The organism is Rhizobium laguerreae (assembly GCF_019778565.1).
Classification (GTDB): domain Bacteria; phylum Pseudomonadota; class Alphaproteobacteria; order Rhizobiales; family Rhizobiaceae; genus Rhizobium; species Rhizobium laguerreae.
The window spans coordinates 94,247-114,765 of sequence record NZ_JAAXQT010000008.1 but is presented as its reverse complement, the minus strand read 5'-3'; the positions used below and the strand labels follow the sequence as shown (position 1 = coordinate 114,765).

Annotated in this window: 21 protein-coding genes; 5 read left to right on the top strand and 16 right to left on the bottom strand. The window is 62.0% G+C overall.

Annotated features, from left to right (window positions below; all coding sequences use genetic code 11):
• Position 1: 1 nt before the first annotated feature.
• Entirely contained in the window at positions 2–1,033 is a 1,032-nt protein-coding gene (locus tag HFO71_RS23460; RefSeq protein ID WP_131665530.1) for a peptidoglycan -binding protein, read from the top strand.
• Here the strand turns inward: HFO71_RS23460 and HFO71_RS23455 are convergent, their stop codons facing one another.
• The 5 genes from HFO71_RS23455 to HFO71_RS23435 all read right to left on the bottom strand — a co-directional run bounded on the left by HFO71_RS23455 (position 1,034) and on the right by HFO71_RS23435 (position 6,204).
• Positions 1,034–2,284, bottom strand: coding sequence for an RNA polymerase sigma factor (locus HFO71_RS23455; protein ID WP_221954102.1), 1,251 nt, complete (start codon positions 2,282–2,284; stop codon positions 1,034–1,036). It lies immediately after the preceding gene.
• Between the two features lie 7 nt (positions 2,285–2,291).
• Positions 2,292–2,630, bottom strand: coding sequence for a YciI family protein (locus HFO71_RS23450; protein WP_077979546.1), 339 nt, complete (start codon positions 2,628–2,630; stop codon positions 2,292–2,294).
• Between the two features lie 273 nt (positions 2,631–2,903).
• On the bottom strand, positions 2,904–3,092 hold the full coding sequence (locus HFO71_RS23445) for a YegP family protein (protein WP_003542808.1): 189 nt from the start codon (positions 3,090–3,092) through the stop codon (positions 2,904–2,906).
• Between the two features lie 174 nt (positions 3,093–3,266).
• Complete coding sequence (locus HFO71_RS23440) at positions 3,267–4,259, bottom strand: Bug family tripartite tricarboxylate transporter substrate binding protein (RefSeq protein ID WP_077979547.1); 993 nt, start codon at positions 4,257–4,259, stop codon at positions 3,267–3,269.
• 142 nt (positions 4,260–4,401) lie between these two features.
• Positions 4,402–6,204 carry an ABC transporter transmembrane domain-containing protein gene (locus HFO71_RS23435; protein WP_131665528.1) on the bottom strand — a complete coding sequence of 601 codons (1,803 nt, stop codon included), beginning with the start codon at positions 6,202–6,204 and terminating at the stop codon, positions 4,402–4,404.
• 192 nt (positions 6,205–6,396) lie between these two features.
• Between HFO71_RS23435 and rpmE the strand changes: the two genes are divergently transcribed.
• Complete coding sequence (gene rpmE, locus HFO71_RS23430) at positions 6,397–6,618, top strand: 50S ribosomal protein L31 (RefSeq protein ID WP_003542805.1); 222 nt, start codon at positions 6,397–6,399, stop codon at positions 6,616–6,618.
• A gap of 190 nt (positions 6,619–6,808) precedes the next feature.
• On the opposite strand, the gene rcdA is transcribed toward rpmE, so the two are convergent.
• From rcdA to HFO71_RS23415, 3 genes are all read right to left on the bottom strand, one after another.
• Entirely contained in the window at positions 6,809–7,324 is a 516-nt protein-coding gene (gene rcdA / locus HFO71_RS23425; protein WP_003542804.1) for a protease adaptor protein RcdA, read from the bottom strand.
• Between the two features lie 392 nt (positions 7,325–7,716).
• Positions 7,717–7,908, bottom strand: a complete 192-nt coding sequence (locus HFO71_RS23420) for a DUF1192 domain-containing protein (protein ID WP_003542803.1) — start codon at positions 7,906–7,908, stop codon at positions 7,717–7,719.
• A 21-nt stretch (positions 7,909–7,929) separates the two neighbouring features.
• On the bottom strand, positions 7,930–9,228 hold the full coding sequence (locus HFO71_RS23415; protein WP_168335862.1) for an MFS transporter: 1,299 nt from the start codon (positions 9,226–9,228) through the stop codon (positions 7,930–7,932).
• A 172-nt stretch (positions 9,229–9,400) separates the two neighbouring features.
• Between HFO71_RS23415 and HFO71_RS23410 the strand changes: the two genes are divergently transcribed.
• Entirely contained in the window at positions 9,401–9,565 is a 165-nt protein-coding gene (locus tag HFO71_RS23410) for a hypothetical protein (RefSeq protein ID WP_003542801.1), read from the top strand.
• Between the two features lie 45 nt (positions 9,566–9,610).
• Here the strand turns inward: HFO71_RS23410 and HFO71_RS23405 are convergent, their stop codons facing one another.
• The 8 genes from HFO71_RS23405 to tkt form a co-directional block, all read right to left on the bottom strand.
• Positions 9,611–10,534, bottom strand: a complete 924-nt coding sequence (locus HFO71_RS23405; RefSeq protein ID WP_168335861.1) for a PhzF family phenazine biosynthesis protein — start codon at positions 10,532–10,534, stop codon at positions 9,611–9,613.
• A gap of 157 nt (positions 10,535–10,691) precedes the next feature.
• The gene (locus HFO71_RS23400; RefSeq protein ID WP_077979551.1) at positions 10,692–11,717 is read right to left on the bottom strand and encodes a class I fructose-bisphosphate aldolase; all 1,026 of its coding nucleotides are present in this window, start codon (positions 11,715–11,717) and stop codon (positions 10,692–10,694) included.
• Between the two features lie 225 nt (positions 11,718–11,942).
• The gene (locus HFO71_RS23395) at positions 11,943–13,145 is read right to left on the bottom strand and encodes a phosphoglycerate kinase (RefSeq protein WP_221988434.1); all 1,203 of its coding nucleotides are present in this window, start codon (positions 13,143–13,145) and stop codon (positions 11,943–11,945) included.
• A gap of 70 nt (positions 13,146–13,215) precedes the next feature.
• Positions 13,216–15,090: a potassium/proton antiporter gene (locus HFO71_RS23390; RefSeq protein WP_026158864.1), complete on the bottom strand. Its 1,875-nt coding sequence runs from the start codon at positions 15,088–15,090 to the stop codon at positions 13,216–13,218.
• 490 nt (positions 15,091–15,580) lie between these two features.
• Positions 15,581–15,760: a hypothetical protein gene (locus tag HFO71_RS23385; RefSeq protein WP_020051550.1), complete on the bottom strand. Its 180-nt coding sequence runs from the start codon at positions 15,758–15,760 to the stop codon at positions 15,581–15,583.
• A 113-nt stretch (positions 15,761–15,873) separates the two neighbouring features.
• Positions 15,874–16,188: a hypothetical protein gene (locus HFO71_RS23380; RefSeq protein WP_221968370.1), complete on the bottom strand. Its 315-nt coding sequence runs from the start codon at positions 16,186–16,188 to the stop codon at positions 15,874–15,876.
• A gap of 250 nt (positions 16,189–16,438) precedes the next feature.
• Positions 16,439–17,449, bottom strand: coding sequence for a type I glyceraldehyde-3-phosphate dehydrogenase (gene gap, locus HFO71_RS23375; protein ID WP_024323244.1), 1,011 nt, complete (start codon positions 17,447–17,449; stop codon positions 16,439–16,441).
• Positions 17,450–17,530: 81 nt separating this feature from the next.
• Positions 17,531–19,504, bottom strand: coding sequence for a transketolase (gene tkt / locus HFO71_RS23370; protein WP_221968371.1), 1,974 nt, complete (start codon positions 19,502–19,504; stop codon positions 17,531–17,533).
• A gap of 333 nt (positions 19,505–19,837) precedes the next feature.
• Between tkt and HFO71_RS23365 the strand changes: the two genes are divergently transcribed.
• Positions 19,838–20,113 carry a DUF4164 domain-containing protein gene (locus HFO71_RS23365; RefSeq protein WP_012758879.1) on the top strand — a complete coding sequence of 92 codons (276 nt, stop codon included), beginning with the start codon at positions 19,838–19,840 and terminating at the stop codon, positions 20,111–20,113.
• Positions 20,114–20,129: 16 nt separating this feature from the next.
• Positions 20,130–20,507: a cell division protein ZapA gene (locus HFO71_RS23360; protein ID WP_077979554.1), complete on the top strand. Its 378-nt coding sequence runs from the start codon at positions 20,130–20,132 to the stop codon at positions 20,505–20,507.
• The last annotated feature ends 12 nt before the right edge of the window (positions 20,508–20,519 follow it).

Here is a 20,519-nt window from a genome sequence, read left to right as displayed (position 1 = left end):
CATGGCTCTTGCCCGCAACCGGCGCCGCGAACGCACGGTGGATTACTGGCCGGGTTTCGTCGACGCACTGTCGACGCTGCTCATTTCCATCATGTTCCTGCTGACGGTCTTTGTCGTCGGGCAATTCATCCTCAGCCGCGAGATTAGCGGACGCGATGAGGTGCTCAGTCGTCTCAACAGCCAGATCAACGAGCTGACTCAGCTTCTCGCGCTCGAAAAGGGCAGCAACCAGGATCTCCAGGATTCGGTCGCCAATCTGCAGGCCTCGCTTGCCACCGCCGAAGGTGACCGGTCGCGGCTGCAGGCGCTGCTGAATGCCGGTTCGGGTGGTCAAGATGCGGCGCAGAAGCGGATCGGCTCGATGACGCAGGAGCTCGACGAGCAGAAGCAGGTGAGCGAGCGGGCGCTCAGCCAAGTCGAACTGCTGAACCAGCAGATCGCAGCGCTTCGCAGCCAGATTGCCGCCGTCGAAGCAGCCCTTCAGGCCTCGGAGGAGAAAGATCGAGTCTCGCAGACCAAGATCGCCGATCTCGGCAGCCGCCTCAATGTGGCGCTCGCCGCGCGCGTTCAAGAGTTGAACCGCTACCGTTCCGACTTCTTCGGGCGGTTGCGTGAGATCCTTTCGGACCGCGAGAATATCCGCATCGTCGGCGATCGGTTCGTCTTCCAGTCGGAGGTGCTGTTTCCCTCGGGCGGTGCCGATCTCAACCCGGAGGGGCAGACCGAGATGGCGAAGCTTGCTACCGCCCTTCTCGATCTCGCCAAGGAAATTCCGCCCGAGATCAACTGGGTGCTGCGCGTCGATGGCCATACCGACAATGTGCCGCTTGGCGGAACGGGCCGCTATCGCGACAATTGGGAACTCTCCTCGGCGCGCGCGATTTCGGTTGTGAAATTCCTGATCGCACAGGGCGTGCCGGCCGACCGGCTGGTTGCCGCAGGCTTCGGCGAATTCCAGCCGATCGCGCCTGGCGATACGCCGGATGCGCGCTCTACCAACCGCCGCATCGAGCTGAAGCTGACCGAGAAATGATTAACTTGATATCGCCTGCCGCGCTTCCTTTAGTCGGCCGGTGAGAAAATCGCGCACGGCGGGGCTGTCGCTAAGGCCGATGGCTGTCATATAGGCATCGGCTGCCGCGGTATCATCGCCGGCCTGGGTCAGGAGAAAGGCACGCACCGCCCAGTAGGGCTGGTAGCTTGCGATGTCGCGTGGATCGAGCTTGTCAAGCCGCTCCAGGCCGGCAGCGGCGCTCAGGGCCCTGCCGATCACCGCAGCCTGGCTGACACGCGCACCCAGCGTCGGCTTCATCATCACCAGCGCTGCGTAGAGTGTCGTCAGCGCCTGCCAGTCGGTCGTTCCCGACAGCCGGCGCGCTGCATGCACGGATTGGATCGCCGCCTGGCACTGGAAGGGGCCGAAACGATCGAAGCCGCTGGCCTTGCGCAGCAGTGCATCCGCCTCGGCAATCATGATCGCGTTCCACGCGGCCGCGTCCTGCTCGTCCAGCGGCACATATCGGCCGCTATCGTCGCGCCGAGCGCTGCGGCGGGCTTCGCAGTGGAGCATCAGCGACAGCAGGCCGATCGCTTCCGGTTCATCCGGCAGCACCGCCAGAAGCGCACGGCCGAGCCAGATCGCCTCGCCGGCGAGCGAATGGCGCTCTTCCTCGCCGTCGAGACCGTCCCAGCCAAGACCGTAAGCCGCGTAGATCGCCGAAAGCACCGTGGCGAGCCGCCCGGGCAAGGCGGGGCGAGGTGGAACGGCGAAGGGAATGCCGGCATCGCGGATCTTCACCTTGGCCCGCACCAGCCGCTGGCTCATTGTTTCCGGTGAAACGACGAAGGTCCGTGCGATGGTTCTCGCCTCGATGCCGAGAACGGTCTGCAGCATCAGCGCCGTATGCACGGAGCTGTCGATGGCGGGATGGGTGCAGGCGAAGAGCAGTTTGAGCCGCTCATCGGGAAAGACGGCACTGCCAGCCGCATTCATGCGTTCCTCCGCCTCCTCGAAGGCGACCGATATCGTCGTTTGTGCATTGGCCTCGACAGCGCGGTGGCGAGCAGCCTGCATGAGGTTGCGGCGGGCAGCCACCAGCAGCCAGGCTTCCGGATTGCCAGGAATGCCGCGCTCCGGCCAGACGCGAAGCGCCGAAGCCAGCGCTTCCGACAATGCATCTTCTGCCGCCGGCACGTCGCGCGAGCGGGCGGCGAGAAAGGCGATCAGCTTGCCGTAGGACTGACGCGCCACCTTTTCGGCAGCGCGTCCGGCATCGGGCGGCATGACCACCTCACATCTGCAGGCGCGGGCGCACCTCGACCGAACCCTTGTCGGAGATCGGAACCCGGGTTGCCCATTCGAGCGCGGTGTCCATGTCGGGGACGTCGATCAGATAGAAGCCGCCGAGCTGTTCCTTGCCGTCCGGATAGGGGCCGTCCTGCACATCGTGGTCCTCGCCTTTGCGGCGCACGATCGTGCCGGTCTCCGGGCCGGTCAGCCCGGCGCCGCCAGTCATGATCCCTGCCTGAGCGAGCGCCTGGCTGTAGGCGACCCAGCCGTCGCGATAGGCGGGATCGCTGCGGCGGGCGAAATCCTCGGCGGCTTCGCGAATGATGAGAGCATATTGCATGGAAAACTCCTGATCTCGTTGCTGACGTTGATCCGGGCATGCCGGCATCGGGGACCGATATCCCGAAAGCCGTGAAGCCCGGCGGAGCGGCGGAGCCGTTCCAAAACAATGAGGCGCGGCCACCGGTCGTTTCGACATGGCTTTCAAAAAAATACGCGAAAAAGAAAAATGGCGCTGAAAATCGCAAGCAAGCGGGCCGGGCTCAAGGGCACCGGCGCTGCTTACGGACGCGAAAGGGCAGGGGCGGCAATCACGCCGCCGCTGCCGGCCTGCTCAGGATTCGGCCTTCGTCTGATCGACGATCTCGGCGCTTGGCGTGTTCTTCTTGATGGATTCGATGGCACTCATGGCGGACGCCTTCGCCTTGTAGCCCTCGGAGGAGAACATGGCTTCCCCGTTCGATGCTTTGAAGCGGAAGCGGAACTCCCCGCCCTTATCCTTATAGACTTCGAATTTATACATAGATGTCTCCCGAAATCCCAAAACGCTGAATTGCAACCATCAGCTTAGCGGAAGCTAGATCAAAATGGCGAGCTTTTCCACTGCCTTAATCAGGATTGGGTTGCTTAGCGTCCAATTGCCACCGTTTCCATTGGACGCAAGCGAATGAGGGCGCCAGCGCCTATACAGTCTGGGTCACTCCATCTGGATGTTCGCGCCCTTGACGACCGGTCCCCATTTGGCGAGTTCGGCCTTCACATGGGCGGCGAGTTCCTCCGGCGTCGAGCCGACGATGGTGGCGCTGAATTCTTTCATCCGTTCCGCGACGGCTGGGTCGGCGAGCGCCTTTTTAGCCGAGGCGTTGAGGCGCATCACCACCTCGCTCGGCGTCTTGGCCGGGGCGAAAAGCGCGTTCCAAGTATAGGTCTCGTAACCTGGAATGCCTGACTCGGCGACGGTCGGTACGTCGGGGAACGAGGGCGCGCGCTCGGCCGTGGTCACCGCCAGCGCCCGCAGAGTGCCGGCCTTGATGTGGCTCGACGAGGAGGGCAGGTTGTCGAACATGATCGGCACCTGGTTGCCGATGACGTCGTTCAATGCCGGACCAGCACCCTTATAGGGGATGTGCTGCATGCTGACGCCGGCCATGGACTTGAAGAGTTCGCCGGAAAGATGCAGAGGCGTGCCGTTGCCCGATGAGGCGTAGCTGTATTTGTCGGGCTCGGCCTTCAGCAGGGCGACCAGTTCCTGCACGGTCTTTGCCGACAGTTCCGGATTGACGACCAGCACATTCGGCACGACGACGAGCAGCGAAATCGGTGCGAAATCCTTTTCGGCGTCATATGGCGTCGATTTCAGGATCAGCGGATTGAGGGCGTGGGTCGCGACCGTGCCCATCAGGATGGTGTAGCCGTCCGGTTCGGCGCGGGCGACGTTACCGGCGCCGAGATTGCCGCCGGCGCCGGCGACGTTCTGGACGATCACCTGTTGGCCGAGATCCTCCGACATCTTCTGCGCGACGATGCGGGCGACGACATCGGTCGAGCCGCCGGCCGCGAAGGGCACGACCATGGTGATCGCGCGATCGGGAAAATCCGCAGCGGTGGCAGAGGCGCCAGCGGCAATGGCCGCAAGCATACCGAAACCGAGCGCAAGGCCCGCACGTCGCGTCATATCGGAAAGCGCCATTCCTATCTCCTCCCAAGGATTTCAGCAGCAATATCCCCACCCGGGGAATGAAGAGCTTAGGGCAGGACGCGCGAAAGACAACCGTAGAGAAGCGCGGCGGGTTCCAACTTTAGTCGCTGTTGGCGGGAGAAGTGCGCGCCGGCTATTTCGCGGCAGCGAGCACATCCTCATTGGCGGCGTCGAATTGCAGCCGCGCCAGCCGCGCATAGATGCCGCCGTGGCGGATCAGGCTCTGATGCGTGCCCTCTTCGACGACCCGGCCCTGATCCATGACGAGGATACGGTCGGCCTTCAGCACCGTTGCCAGGCGATGGGCGATGACGAGCGTCGTGCGGCCGTCAACCAGTCCATCGAGCGCCTTCTGCACCAGCGTCTCGCTTTCGGCGTCGAGCGCCGAGGTTGCCTCGTCAAGCAGCAGCACGGGCGCGTTCTTCAGGATGGCGCGGGCAATGGCGATGCGTTGGCGCTGGCCGCCGGAGAGCGTGATGCCGCGTTCGCCGACCTCGGTCTCGTAGCCCTGGTCCAGCCGGGCGATGAATTCATCGGCCTGGGCGGCAAGGGCTGCGGCGCGGACCTCGTCACGCGAGGCACTGGGACGGCCGAAGGCGATGTTGTCATGGATCGAGGCGGCAAAGATGGTGACGTCCTGCGGCACGATGGCGATGCGCTGGCGCAGCTCATCGGGCGTTGTCAGCTGCGCGTCGACACCATCGATCTTCACGCTGCCCTGCTGCGGATCGTAGAAGCGCAGCAGCAGCGAGAATACGGTGCTCTTGCCGGCACCGGAAGGGCCGACGATGGCGACGGTCTCACCTGGCGTGATCGCGAAGCTTAAGCCATGCAGCGCCGATTTGCCGGGGCGCGAGGGATAGGCAAAATGCACGCCTGAAAATTCGACGCGGCCGCGGCTGGGCGAAGGAAGCGGCTCGGGGCTGGCGGGGGCTGTAATCGGCGAGACCTCGTCGAGAAGCTCGGTTAGCCGGTCTGCAGCACCGGCTGCCTGCGAGAGTTCACCCCAGACTTCCGACAGCGCACCCAGCGAACCGGCGGAGATGACGGCATAGAGCAGGAACTGGCCGAGCGTGCCGGCCGAAAGCGTGCCGGCAAGCACGCTGTGGGCGCCGACCCAGAGCACGGCGACGACGCTGCCGAAGATCAGCGTGATGGCGATCCCCGTCAGCAGTGCGCGCGAGCGGATGGCGGCGCGGGCGGCCTCATAGGCGGATTCGACGGCGGTGCCGTAACGCGTCGCTGCGGCATCCTCGCCGTTGAAGGCCTGGACGGTGCGGGTTGCGCCAATCGTCTCATTGGCGAAGGCGGAGGCATGGGCCAGCGTATCCTGGGCGGCGCGCGAGCGCTTGCGCACCGAGCGGCCGAAGGCGACGAGCGGGAAGACGATCAACGGGATCGCTCCGATGACGAGGCTCGAAAGCTTCGGCGAGGTGACGATCATCATGCCCATGGCGCCGATACAGAGGATGAAGTTCCTGAGCGCTACCGAGGCGGTGGCGCCGACGGCGGACTTGATCTGCGTCGTATCGGCGGTCAGCCGCGAGACGATCTCGCCGGATTGGTTGACGTCGAAGAAGGAGGGTGACAGCCTGGTCACATGGGAAAAGACGTCGCGGCGAAGATCGGCGACGATGCGCTCGCCGATGGTGATGACGAAATAATAGCGCAGTGCGCTGGCGACCGCGAGCACGATGGCCATGACCATCAGCATGGCGAAGTAGCTGTTGATGAAGCGGCCGTCGGACTGGGTGAAACCGTGATCAATCATGCGACGCACGGCGAGCGGCAGCGCCAGCGAGGTGATGGCGGCAAGCGCCAGCGACATCAGCGCACCGGCCACCAGGCCGCGATAACGCATGACGTAGGGCGTCAGCCTGCCGAGCGATCGCAGTGATCGCGTTTTGTTTTCCTCAGCCCGTGCCTGCTCTGCCAAATCGTCTCCGATCGCCCGCAGGACCCGCGCAATGCGGCCTGTTGGCTCTTGTTATCTAGGCGTCCTTCATGTATAGGCACCGCATCCTAATGGGAAGCCGTAGCCATCCGACTACGGCTTCATTTATTCAATCGGTTCGTTGGCCGCAACTGCATGCGGCAAATTGAACTCCGGTATCGCAGGAAGATTGTTATGAAGGCAGGCATCCATCCCGAATATCACATGATCAAGGTGGTCATGACCGATGGCACTGAGTACGAAACCCGCTCGACCTGGGGTTCGGAAGGCGCTGTCATGAACCTCGAAATCGATTCCAAGTCGCATCCGGCCTGGACCGGCGGCAACCAGCAGCTCATGGACCGCGGTGGCCGCGTCTCCAAGTTCAACAAGCGTTTCGGCGGCCTCGGCCTCTAATCGCTCCTGCTCGACGGAATTCGAAGAGAGCCCGGTTTCGCCGGGCTTTTTTGCGTTTGCAACGGCTTACTGTGCTGCGCGTCTTTTCAGACGCGCAAAGGACGCTGTAGGGATGCCGGCGTTCAGCGGCAAACAAAAAACCGGCCGCGCAAGACGCAGCCGGTTTGTATTCGAATTCTTGCAGGTCCGGTCAGTTGTTGCCGAAGGCAGTTTGCAGCAGCGAAAGCTGGGCCTGGACGCTGTTCTGATTATCGTGAACGATCACCGCTTCGGACGGGCGGTAGATCTCGCGGTCGAGCAGGGCAATGCGGTTTTGCAGACGCAGCGAGCGTTCGACGAGGTCGCGGAAGGATTCCGGCAGGTCGCCCCAGCCGGGTGCGGCGCGGTCGACGTTGAAGCCGTCGAGGCGAACCTTGTTCTTTTCAGCCAGCACCTGATCGCGAGACATTTCGCCATTGTTGACGGCGCGCTGCAACAGCAGCCAGGAGGCCATCTGCATCAGGCGGGTGGTGAGGCGCATCGATTCCGCCGCGTAGAGAACCGAGGCCATCCGCGGCAGAACCTTGGAGGCGGCGCGGCCCTGACCGTCGAGATAAGCGGCAGTCTCTTCGACCAGCGACATGCCTTCCGCATAAAGTGCCTTGAACTGCGAGGATGCAGCGGCGCGGCCTGCAAAACTGATCGTGTTCAATCCAACTTCCGACATCGCAATAGTCCCTGTTCGCACGCAGCTACATATAGTCAGGTAACGCCGGCACCGACGGAAAAGTTTCCAGGCCCGGTCTTTATGACTTTAAGATGGTATCATTAGCCCAAATGCGCAAGCCGTTTCTTAAGAAAGGGTTAATCTCCACAGTTTCGTGGAAGTGCGCCGGCCATAGGAAAAAGAAGAGCCGCAAACGCGGCTCTCAAGGTAAAACAGGGAGAAAAATCAGACCAATTCACCGCTTGGAAAACTGTCTGAGATCCAGAGGAAATCCGGATGAATACAGTAATACCTTATAAAGCTTAATATTTTATTAACATTGTGCCGGATTAAGACTTGAGGCGGGCTATTTTATGCGCCTATAGCCTTGTTTTTTTGGGGTTTTTATCCGATCACGAGCGGAAGAAGCTTTCCGCCGCCTGCCGCCCGGAGGCTTTGCGGGCGGCCTCGGCCTCGAGACGGGCGATCTCCGTCTTCAGCAATTCCACCCGCGCCTTCAATTCGTCGACCGAAAGCATGGAGAGATCGGCGCCAATCTCATGGGCGACTTTCTTCTGCGGCCGGTCATCATCGATGAAGCTCATGGCTCGTCCTCCGTTCGCTGCCTAACCAAACTTTACAGCAGGATCGTCGCTTTCGGGAGACTTTGCGGTTTCGGGAGGTTTGCCGGCGCCGCGATCAGCAAGCGACATGCTTTGCGGTGTCAGGATCGCCGAGGTGCCGGTCGGGATCGTCGTGTAGGCGTCGCGGTCGCTGGCGGGGACCGCGGCGCGGATGCGGCTCCTGATGATGGCATAAACGGTGATCAGCACATGGGCGATGGCGGTGACGAGGAAAAGCGCATGTGGCGTGATCGCCGACATGACGGGACCGCTGAGCGTCGGGCCGATCACCGTGCCGATGCCATAGAGCAGCAGCAGGCCGCCGGAGACCTTGACGAAATCCTCTGACGCCGCGAAGTCGTTCGCGTGGGCGACGGCGATCGGATAGAGCGTATTCGCCACGGCGCCGTAAAGGACGACGAGCCCGATCAGCAAAGCGGGGGACGTCGGGTGGAGCAGGAAGATCAGCAGGCCGGCAAGGGCGGCGATCCCCGACATGGCAGCGAGCACGTAACGCCGGTCGATGCGATCGGAAAGCCGGCCGGCCGGCAGCTGCATCACCGCCCCGGCGAAGATGGTGGCGCTCATCATGACGGCGATGCTGGTGTCGGAGAGGCCGGCGCCGGCGCCGAAGACGGCGCCGAGCGTGCCGTAGGCACCGTTGGCGATACCGACGAGCAGAATGCCGAGGCAGGAGACCGGCGAATTGCGATAGAGCGCCGGCAGATCGAGGCGCACCGCCTTCAGCGGCTGCGGCGAAGCGGCGGTCGACAGCGTCGTCGGCAGCATGGCGATGCAATAGAAGATGCCGCAGATCATGAACAGCACCGGTGTGCGCACATCCTCGAGCGGGATCATCATCTGGCCGCCGACGACGCCGATGAGTGTGATGCCGATATAGAGCGAGAAAATCGCGCCGCGACTCTCGTTGCTGGCGCGCTCATTCAGCCAGCTTTCGATGATCATAGACGTGCCGGCGGTGGAGAAGCCGGTGACGGCGCGCAGGACCACCCACCAGATCGGATCGATGATGATGCCGCTGACCAACGCAATGATGGCGATGACCGAGATGAAGCCGGAAAAGGCACGCACATGGCCGACACGGCGGACGATCTTCGGCGCAACCAGGCAGCCGATGACGAAGCCCCCGGCCCATGAGGTGCCGAGCAGGCCAAGCGTCGTCGTTCCGTAGCCTTCGAGATTGCCGCGCACCGGAAGCAGGATGCCCTGCAGGCCGTTGCCCATGAAAAGGAAGAGCGTGCCAAAGAGCAGCGCGGCGACGGACAGCAGATTTCTCTTCATTTCCCCAGACTCAGTCTTAGCGATTTGCAATGACATAAGGCAGGACCTGCGTCAGCCCAGCCTCAAGATGATTGATTGTGCCCCGGAATGTCTTTACGGCGTGTCGAGATCCTCTTGTTCGCGCGGAAAAATGTCCGTCCTGTGACATTCCGAAAAACGGAAAAAATAAAGCATGACAAAGCTGATAGCCTTGCTGCTCATCCTTGCCATGGCGATACAAGTGATCAAGCCGCTCGGGCTTCCCGGCCTCAGGCGGCGAATGGATTTCTGGAAGCTCGCGCTGATCGCTTTCGCCGTATGGGCAGTGGCTCTGCTTTCGCGCGATTTCCTGATGTAACCCCTGATTACGTGTAACGCGGGGGTACGGTCCGGGCTGCGACCGTCAGTCTTGCAAGCTAATTTCGCCGCGCATGACGGATACACAGCCTCCCGAGATGACGACATCGGTGACGATGCCGTCGGATTTCACGACATCAAGGGTGATGACGCTGCGGCGGCCCATTTCGACGCCCTGTTCAATGGCGATGCGGACTTTCATATCGGCTTCCAGCGCAAGCGAGACGAGATAGGCGCCAAGCGCGGCAGAAGCGCTGCCCGTTGCCGGATCCTCGGGCACATTGTCGAGGGGCGCGAACATGCGGGCGCGAATATTCCATGGGTTTTCGGCTGTCCTCACATAGAGGAAGAGCGAGAAGTCGTGGCCGCTGGTCGCCTGGCGGCCGGCAGCTGCCTGGAACCCGGCAAGGTTTGGGCGGACGGCGGCCAGCGCCTCGAGCCCATTCACTTCTGCAACGGCGAAATTCAGGCCGACGGATGCAAAGGCCGGGGCATGGGTGGTGCTGACGATGACACCGGGGTCGAGCGAGACACAGCCGGCGATGGTTTCCGCGGCGATGGTGTCGCCGATCGTCAGCGGCTGCGGCGCGCGGATGGCGGCACCAGCAACCTTTCCGCCGCTGCGTTTCAGGCTGACTTCGACGATGCCGGCCTTTTCCTCGAAACGCAGCGTATCGCCGACCGGCTTGCCGAAAATCTCCGCCTGCTGGCCGAGCACATAGGCGGTGCCGACGTTCGGATGGCCGGCAAAGGGTATTTCCATCGTCGGGGTGAAGATGCGCACGCGGGCGGAATTTTGCGGGTCTTCCGGCGGCAGGACGAAGGTGACTTCGGAATAATTGAACTCGGTGGCGATCTTTTGCATCGCCGCATCGCTCAGACCGCGCGCATCAGAGATGACAGCAAGCGGATTGCCCTCGAAGCGGGTGGAGGTGAAGACATCGACGGTGACGTAGGAGAGGGTGTTCATGGCGGCTCCTGCTGTGACAGGGCGCTATGAGTAATCACGGTTTTTCGCGGAACGAAGCGGTTTCTTGTCGCCGTGACAATGAGAGGGAAGGAAACGGCAGAGAGGGCAGGAAGCTGCGTTCGCCGCTCCCTGCCCATTAGTTCAAACCTCCAAAAACTCAGGCGGCCTTTTCCAGGTCTTTCTTCCAGCTGCCCTTGGCGGCAAGGCTGTTCATCTCGGCGCGGTGGGTGAATTCGCGTTGGCCGGCAGCGACGTTTTCCTGCTTGCCGTTCCAGGCCCTGAGCGCGCTGTCCTGCAGGGCGCGGCCGTAGGAGAAGGTGACGAACCAGGGCAGGTCGCCGCTGGCATTGATCGCCGAAAGATGGGCTGTCGCTTCTTCGGTCGTCTGGCCGCCGGAAAGGAAGGCGATGCCGGGAACAGCGGGAGGTACGGTCGCCTTCAGCACCTTGACGGTGCGTTCTGCAACTTCGGCGACCAAGGCCTTGCGGGCGTTCTTGCCGTCGATCACCATGTTCGGCTTGAGGATCATGCCTTCGAGGTTGACGCGGGCCTCGGCCAGTTCCTCGAAAACGATGCGCAGCGTGGATTCGGTCACTTCGGCGCAGCGGTCAATATTGTGGTCGCCCGGCTTTCCGTCCATCAGGCATTCCGGCTCGACGATCGGAACGATCCCGGCTTCTTGGCAAAGTGCGGCATAACGAGCAAGCGCCTGAGCGTTGGCGCGGACGGAACCGCGGGTCGGCAAGATTGACGAGATGGCGATGACGCCGCGCCACTTGGCGAAGCGGGCGCCGGCTTCATAATATCTGGCGAGGCGCTCGCCGAGGCCGTCGAGGCCTTCGGTAATGGTTTCAGCGGGATATTTGGCCATCGGCTTGGCGCCGGTATCGACCTTGATACCGGGGATGGCGCCGGCTGCGCGGATGATATCGACGAAGGGCGTGCCGTCCGCGGCCTTCTGGAACAACGTCTCTTCGAAGAGGATGACGCCGGAGATATATTTCTTCATCGCCTCGTCGGAGCGGAAGAGCATTTCCCGGTAGTCCCGCCGGCTCGTTTCGGTCGATTCGAGGTTGATCGTGTCGAAACGCTTCTTGATGGTGGAGGTCGATTCATCGGCGGCGAGCAGCCCCCGGCCGCCCGCAACCATCTGCACTGCAATGTCTTCCAGTCGTTCGCTCATTTCGTTCTCTCCACAACAATAAACATCGGCACTTGAGGAATATAGAACGCGGATAACAGAAGTTGATAGCGAGGAAAATGGAAGGCTAAGTCATTGAAACGATTGAATCCAATTCAATCGTTTGAAAATTTGGGATTTTTTTCATCATCTGAGCAAAAGACCGCGGAAGCTTCTTTTCTTCCACGGTCTATCCACATGTAAAATCTGCGAAATCAGTCTGGGTAGTTATCTAGCAGCGTTGAGGACGGCGACGCCGGGAAGCTCTTTGCCTTCCATCCATTCGAGGAAGGCGCCGCCGGCGGTCGAAACATAGGTGAAATCGTCGGCAACGCCGGCATGGTTGAGCGCCGAGACGGTGTCGCCGCCGCCGGCAACGGAGGTGAGCTTGCCGGCTATGGTGCGCCCAGCGGCGTATTTCGCGGCAGCGACCGTTGCAGCATCGAAGGGTTCGATCTCAAAGGCGCCGAGCGGGCCGTTCCAGACCAGGGTTGCGGCGCGCTCGATCCAGGCATTGATGGCCTCAACGGATTTCGGGCCGACATCGAGCACCATGGCATCGGCAGGAATGGCGTTGATATCGACCGTCTCGTTGGCGGCACCCGCCTTGAACTCGCGAGCGATCACGCCATCCTCGGGCAGGATAATGGCGCAGCCGGCGGTCGCGGCCTCGATCATGATCTGCTTGGCGGTCTCGGCAAGATCATGTTCGCAGAGCGACTTGCCGACATTGGTGCCGCGGGCGGCGATGAAGGTATTCGCCATGCCACCACCGATGACGAGCGCATCGACCTTCTTCACGAGGTTCATCAACAGGTCTATCTTGGTGGAGACCTTGGCGCCGCCGACGATCGCGACGACAGGGCGAGCGGGATCACCGAGACCCTTTTCCAACGCTTCCAGCTCGGCCTGCATGGTGCGGCCGGCATGGGCCGGCAGGTGGTGGGCAAGACCCTCGGTCGAGGCATGGGCGCGGTGGGCGGCCGAAAAGGCGTCGTTGACGTAGATGTCGCCGTTGGCGGCAAGCGCCTTGGTGAAGTCGGAGTCGTTGTTTTCCTCGCCCTTGTGGAAGCGGGTGTTTTCCAGAAGCAGGATATCGCCGTCATTCATCGCGGCAACGGCGGAGGCGGCGGCTTCGCCGATGCAGTCGGAGGCCGTCAGCACGGCATGATCAAGCACTTCCTCGACGGAAGGGGCGATCAGCGACAGCGACAGCTCCGGCGAAGGGCCATCCTTCGGCCGGCCAAAATGGGCCAGCAGGATCACCTTGGCACCCTTTTCGGACAATTCGCGGATCGTCGGCGCCACACGCTCGATGCGCGTCACATCGGTGACCTTGCCGTCTTTCACCGGGACGTTGAGGTCGACGCGGACGAGAACGCGCTTGCCGCGGATGTCGGAAAGATCGTCGAGGGTCTTGAAAGAAGGCATGGGGAGGATCCTGTCGTGGTTGGCGAAAGTTGCGCCGAACATAGCAAGGATCATTCGAGACGCAAGGCGTTCAGCGGCCGTTTTCGCGTGTGCCTTCGTCGCGTCCGGCTGGTGGTTTCGGTGTGCTTTCGGAAGCTGCGGTTTCCCGGTTCCGGCGTCCGTTCAGTCGGTCGCGGATGCGCTGGATGATGTCCTTGAGATTGAGGAAGATCGGCAGCGTAATTGCCGGTTCGACTGCTTCGAGCGACATGCCGACGGAGGTGATGTGATCGTGCTCGTCGAGATCGCGGACGATGAGGATGATCGAGCCGAGGCGGACGCGGTCGGCATAATCGGCCTTGCCGCCGAGACGCTGCCGCATCAATTCGGCGATCGTCAGGCCCTTTTCGGATTCGTTGAGCAGGCCGGGGCCATAGGCGGCGTCGAGATCGGCGGCGGGGCGGGCGGGAGAGAGCGCGAAGGCCCCGAAGAATTCGGCATCGTCGTCATCGACAGGCGCCCGGCTGGCGAAGAGCCGGTCGAGCAGGCGGGAATAGCTCGGCACGATGAAGAGATAGACGAGATCGTGCTCGCGCAGCCGCCCGGCATATTGATAGCGCATCGACTTACCGTCGCGGATGACGAGCGAGGGGGTCGCCCAGCGCGGAATGCGCTCGCCGCGCAGCACCGGGCTATCCTTAATGACGCGGTAGGAGAGCAGTTCGTGGTTGGCCGCGCCCGGCAGGTCGACCTCGACCTTGTCGACGGCGCCGATGCGCGGCGGAATGATCAGCCCGAGCTTCTTGGCGACGGGTTTGATCGTCCAGCCCTGGAGGAGCAGCGAGACCAGCACGATGATGAAGGCGGTGTTGAAATAGATCTGGCCGTTCTCAAGCCCGCCGAGGATCGGCATGATGGCAAGCAGGATGGAGACGGCGCCGCGCAGGCCGACCCAGGCAACGAAGCCGATTTCCTGCTGCGTGTAATCGAAGGGAAGCAGCGACAGCCAGATCGCCAACGGCCGGGCGACGAAGATCAGGAAGAGGGCGAGCAGGATGGCCGGCACGATGATGGCAGGGAATTGCGACGGCGTGGCGAGCAGGCCGAGCACCAGGAACATGATGATCTGCGCCAGCCAGGTCATGCCGTCCTGGAAGCGCTTGATGGTGCCGATCGCCTGCATCTTGCGGTTTCCGGCGTAGATGCCGGCAACATAGACGGCGAGGAATCCGCTGCCGCCAACCGCGCCGGTGAAGGAGAAGACGAGAAGAGCGAGCGCCAGCACGAAGATCGGTGTCAGGCCGCGATCGGTATCGAGCTTGCTGACGATCAGCACGATCATCATGCCGCCGAGCAGGCCGAGAATGACGCCGAGGCCCATCTGCTGCACGAACATGGCGAGCATGCCGATATTGATGCCGGCATAACGCTCGCCGCTCGCCAGCACCTCGACGAGGGCGATGGTGAGGAAGATCGCCATCGGGTCGTTGGTGCCGGATTCGACTTCCAGCGTCGAGCGCACCTTGTCACGGATGTTGATGCCGCCAATGCGCAGCAGGAAGAAGACGGCGGCGGCATCCGTCGATGCGACGATCGAGCCGAGCAGCAGTCCTTCCAGCCAGGTGAAATTCAAAAGCCACATGGCGGCGAAGGCAAAGAGCGAGGCGGTGATCAGCACGCCGACCGAGGCGAGCGCCAGAGAGGGCACGGCCGCCAGCCGGAAGGCCTGTATCGGCGTGCCGAAGCCGGAATCGAACAGGATGACGGCCAGCGCGATGGAGCCGAGAATATAGGCGAGATAATTGTTGCTGAACTCGATGCCGAGGCCATCGACGCCGGCAGCAAGGCCGATCATCAGGAAGAGCAGCAGCAGGGGGGCGCCGAAGCGGAAGGCGAGCAGGCTCGAAAAAGCGGCAAGAAGCACGAGTGCCGTCGAAACCAGCACCACGATATAGAACGCTTCCATGCCCACCCCTTTCCATCGACTGCTTCGCGAACACACCCGCCCGGCCGATCCGCCTTAATTCACCCCCTCCGTCACGCGCGGCGATCCGTCAGTAAACGGCAAAACGTCAGAGAAGGGTAGGCCTTGCGGCTTAACCTCGTCGCGATGCTGCTTCATGCTGCTGAGCTGCCGGACGGCCAACCGACACGGAATGCTACGGGAGAAAGTCTCTATAAAGAATGTATAGGAAAATCAGGCGAGAGCAGGGCAAAAGAGACAGGCTCGGATTTTTCCTGCCGGTATCTGCGAATGGCAACAACATAAGACACGCTCCTCCTTTCACGCGGCCCGTTTGCCTTGTCCAATCACGGGAAGACTGGATTGCACGCGCGGATGCGGAGAGAGGAAAATGAGCGCTGAGATATTTCGATATCGGGTGGAAATGCCGGCCGGCCAGCGAGAGCCGCCGGCTGTCGTATGTGCCGGAAGCGGCCGGCCGGCCCTTGCTCTGCTATCCCAACACTGCCTGAAGTATGACGATGGCGAGAAACGAGAGGCCAATGAACGCGGCAGCCGAGATGACCAGACGATTGGCCTTTGCCAGCACGGCAGGTCTGACGTCCCGCTTGGGGTGAAACCGCTGCCGCCGTTTGAGAGTGGTATGGGACAAGCGCTTTTGTGCCTCTGCCATTTATCACCTCCCTTGGCTCATTAGCCATTGTGCAGCGCTGCGTATTTCTTCAATCTAGCACGCTTGGCCAGCGGATTGCCAACCCGTGCAGCGAAGCCGGTGCGGATCGGCGCTCAGTCTTCTGCGTCCTCGCCCTCGTCGGTCAGATCCGCGACCGGGACCAGGAAAACGACGAACTCGTCCTCGATGGTCCGTTCGGGATCGTCGTCGAATTCATAGGCGTGCTCGACTTCGCTTGCTTCCTCGGCCGTTGCCTTGCGCAGGCTCAGGGTCGCTTTGCGGTCCCAAAGAGGCTGGCCTTCGGATTCCAGGACGGTCAAATCGTCGCGAAAGTCTTCCGCCTCGAAGAAATGCGTCGCTTCCTCGTGATTTTCCGAGCGAAAACTGGCAATGGCGCGGCCGGCGATTTCAACGGTAAAGTAATCCATCCATCTCTCTCATTTTCATGCGGGCGACAGTGCCGACGCACGGTATTGGCATTCCGTACCTGGCCGGTGGCCGATGCGGCGTGAGGAAACTGGGCATTTTGGAATGTCCAGGGTGACGTATTCTAACAGATCTCACCCGGGCAAGGGGCGAAAAGATGCCAGTGCGGGAAGGCTGCCTTCGTTTGGAGGCACGGCAACAAAAAGCGGCCCGGTTTCCCGGGCCGCTTGCATGTCGATGCCTCAAGAGCGCTCAGATGAGCTTGGCGAAAGCGACTGCCGTGTCGGACATGCGGCTGGAGAAGCCCCACTCGTTGTCGTACCAGGACAGGACGCGCACGAAGTTGCCTTCCATGACCTTGGTCTGATCGGTTGCGAGGATCGAGGAGTGGCTGTCGTGGTTGAAGTCACGGGAGACGAGCGGCTCGTCGGTGTAGCCGAGGATGCCCTTCAGCTTGCCGTTGGCAGCAGCCATGATGGCTTCGTTGATTTCGCCAACGCTGGTCGCCTTCTTGGAGACGAACTTGAAGTCGACGACCGAAACGTTCGGGGTCGGAACGCGGATCGAGGTGCCGTCGAGCTTGCCTTTCAGATGCGGCAGAACGAGGCCGACTGCCTTGGCTGCACCCGTCGAGGTCGGGATCATGGAAAGGGCGGCCGCGCGGGCGCGATACAGATCCTTGTGCATCGTGTCGAGCGTCGGCTGGTCGCCGGTGTAGGAGTGGATGGTCGTCATGAAGCCGTGGTCGATGCCGACGGCGTCGTCGAGAACCTTCACGACCGGTACCAGGCAGTTGGTGGTGCAGGACGCGTTGGAGATGACCAAGTGCTCCTTGGTGAGCTGGTCATGGTTGACGCCGAAGACGACCGTGAGGTCGGCACCATCGGCAGGCGCCGAGACGATGACGCGCTTGGCGCCGGCCGTCAGGTGAGCGGCAGCCTTGTCGCGGGCGGTGAAGATGCCGGTGCATTCCATCGCGATGTCGACGCCGAGTTCGCGGTGCGGGAGCGTTGCCGGATCCTTGATCGCCGTGACCTTGATCGGCTTGCCGTTGCCGACGATGATCGTGTCGCCCTCGACCTTCACCGTTGCCGGGAAGCGGCCGTGGATCGAGTCGTAGCGCAGCAGGTGGGCGTTGGTTTCAACCGGGCCGAGATCGTTGATGGCGACGACTTCGATGTCGGTGCGGCCGGATTCGACGATGGCGCGAAGGACGTTGCGGCCGATGCGGCCGAAACCGTTGATGGCAACCTTGACTGTCATGTTCATTCACTCCCGATAGAGTAGGGCCCGATAGCGAGGGCCTGGAATTGAGGAGATGGAGAGCGCCTCAAGGCGCCCTCATTAAAGCTTTGCTTCGGCGGCCGCAACGACGGCGTCGGCGGTGATGCCGAAATGCTTGTAAACTTCCTTGACCGGGCCGGAAGCGCCGAAGCTCTTCATGCCGATGAAGGTACCTTCCGGTCCAATGAACGCATCCCAGCCTTCGCGAACGGCGGCTTCGACGGCGATCTTGACCGGCGAGTTGCCGAGAATTTCCTTGCGATAGGCTTCCGGCTGCTCGAAGAACAGTTCCGTGCAGGGAACCGATACGACGCGGACGGTGACGCCCTTGGCTTCGAGTGCCGTACGCGCCGCAACGGCGATTTCGACTTCCGAGCCGGAGGCGAAGATCGTCACCTTGGCCTCGGCATTGCCGGCCAGCGTGTAGGCGCCCTGTTCGCAGAGGTTCTTTTCGCTGTATTCGGTGCGGGACGGCGTGAGGTTCTGGCGCGTCAGAGCAAGGCCCGAGGGACGGTTGTGCGTCTTGATGGCGATCTGCCAGCATTCCGCCGTTTCCGTGGCGTCGGCCGGACGGAAGACCATCAGGTTCGGGATGGCGCGCAGACCGGCGAGCTGCTCGACCGGCTGGTGCGTCGGGCCGTCTTCGCCGACGCCGATCGAGTCATGCGTCAGGACGTGAATGACGCGGATGCCCATCAGCGAAGCAAGGCGGATGGGCGGGCGGCAATAATCCGAGAAGATCAGGAAGCCGCCGCTATAGGGGATGAGGCCGCCATGCAGCGCAATGCCGTTCATAGCAGACGCCATGCCATGCTCGCGGATGCCCCAATGCATGTAACGACCGGCGAAATCCGTCGGGGTGATCGAATGCATCTGGCTGGTCTTGGTGTTGTTCGACGGCGTCAAGTCGGCGGAGCCGCCGAGCGTTTCCGGCAGGAAGCCGTTGATTACCTCGAGCGCGTCTTCCGAAGCCTTGCGGGTCGCAACCGTCGGCTTGGTCTCGGCGAGCTTCTTCTTGTATGCGCTGATCGCGGCGTCGAAGCCTTCCGGCAGATCGCCTGCCATGCGGCGGGTGAACTCGGCCCTGGCCGGAGCCTTGGCAAGACCGTCTTCCCAGGACTTGACGAGGTCGGCCGAGCGAGCGCCGGCTGCACGCCAGCTGTCGAGCACATCAGACGGGATGACGAAGGCTTCGGATTCCCAGGTCAGAGCCTTGCGGGTGGCGGCGATTTCCTCGGCGCCGAGCGGGTTGCCATGAACCTTGTGGGTGCCCTGCTTGTTCGGGGCGCCAAAGCCGATGATCGTCTTGCAGGCGATGAAGGTCGGGCGGTCGGACTTGTGGGCCGCTTCGATCGCGTCGGCGATGGCGGCCTGATCGTGACCGTCGATCTCGATCGTGTTCCAGTGTACCGCCTTGAAGCGGGCGACCTGGTCGGTGGAATCCGACAGCGAGACGGCGCCGTCGATTGTGATCGAGTTGTTATCCCAGAACAGGACGAGCTTGTTGAGCTTCAGGTGGCCGGCGAGCGCGATGGCTTCGTGGCTGATGCCTTCCATCAGGCAGCCGTCGCCGCAGATCGCATAGGTATAGTGATCCTGGAGATCGGAGCCGAACTCCTCGCGCAGCTTGCGTTCGGCAATCGCCATGCCGACGGAATTGGCGATACCCTGGCCGAGCGGACCGGTCGTCGTTTCGATGCCTGTGGCATGACCGTATTCCGGATGGCCGGCGGTTTTCGAGCCGAGCTGACGGAACTGCTTCAGATCCTCGATCGTCATATCGGGATAGCCGGTCAGATACAGCAGCGAATAGAGCAGCATCGAGCCATGGCCGGCCGACAGCACGAAGCGATCGCGGTTCGGCCAGTGCGGCTTCTTCGGATCGAACCTCAGATATTTGGTGAACAGGACCGTCGCCACGTCAGCCATGCCCATCGGCATGCCCGGGTGGCCGGAGTTCGCCTTTTCAACGGCGTCCATGGCGAGAAAACGGATCGCATTCGCCATCCGGTCGTGTTGTTCGGGAGAGGTCATGGCTTTTCCGCAAGTTCCGGGTGTCGGGGGATGGCCTCGAGCCTCCAAGACCATCGAGTGAAAGCGGCAGAGACATAGCAGTTGGGACGGGCAAGTCAATAAATGGCAGGCCAAATCCGGGCGTGCAGCGGCGATTTTTGACATTTGATCGCGCGATTGTACAAATGACGAATCTGATGTGACGGACATGTGTAAAACGCTCATCCACAGGATAGGCCGGTGGGCAAGTGACAGGATTTATTGACGGGCCGTTTACGAGCGGCATATCCTTTTGAAAACGCAGGATCGGCGCGGCGTGCCGATTCGCGGATCCTGCGCGGGAATCGGAAAGACATGATGCCCACAGGCAAAACCATGGAAGCAGCGCTCAACGAATTGAGACAGGCGATATCGAGCCTCGAAAACGCCGTCGACATGCGCGTCGAGCGCCAGCGCGAGCAGGGCGAGATCGAGGGCGAGGTGCGGCGCGTGCATGCCGATCGCTCCCGGCTGGCGCAGGAGCTCGACCAGGCCGAATTCCGCGCCAACCGGCTGGAAGAGGTCAATCGCGAGGTCTCGCGGCGGCTGGTGACGGCCATGGAAACGATCCGCGCGGTTCTGGATCGCTGATGAGAGAGAGTTTCGCATGGCGCAGGTGACGGTTACGATCGACGGCAAGGCCTATCGCATGGCCTGCGAAGAAGGGCAGGAGGATCACCTGACCGATCTCGCCAACCGCTTCGACGGCTATGTCGGCCATCTCAAGGATCAGTTCGGGGAAATCGGCGATCTCAGGATCACCGTCATGGCCGGCATCATGGTTGTGGATGAAATTTCCGAACTGACGCGCCGCGTCGCCGGATTGGAATCCGAGCTCGAGACGCTGCGCGGCAACCGCGATACGGTGCTTGCAGCGACCGCCCGCACCGAGGAAAACCTAGCCGCGGCGCTCAGTGAGGTTTCGAGCCGCATCCGCGGCATCACCGACAAGCTGAACGGCCGGCCGGCCCCCGAACTCAATTGATCTCAATTAAAT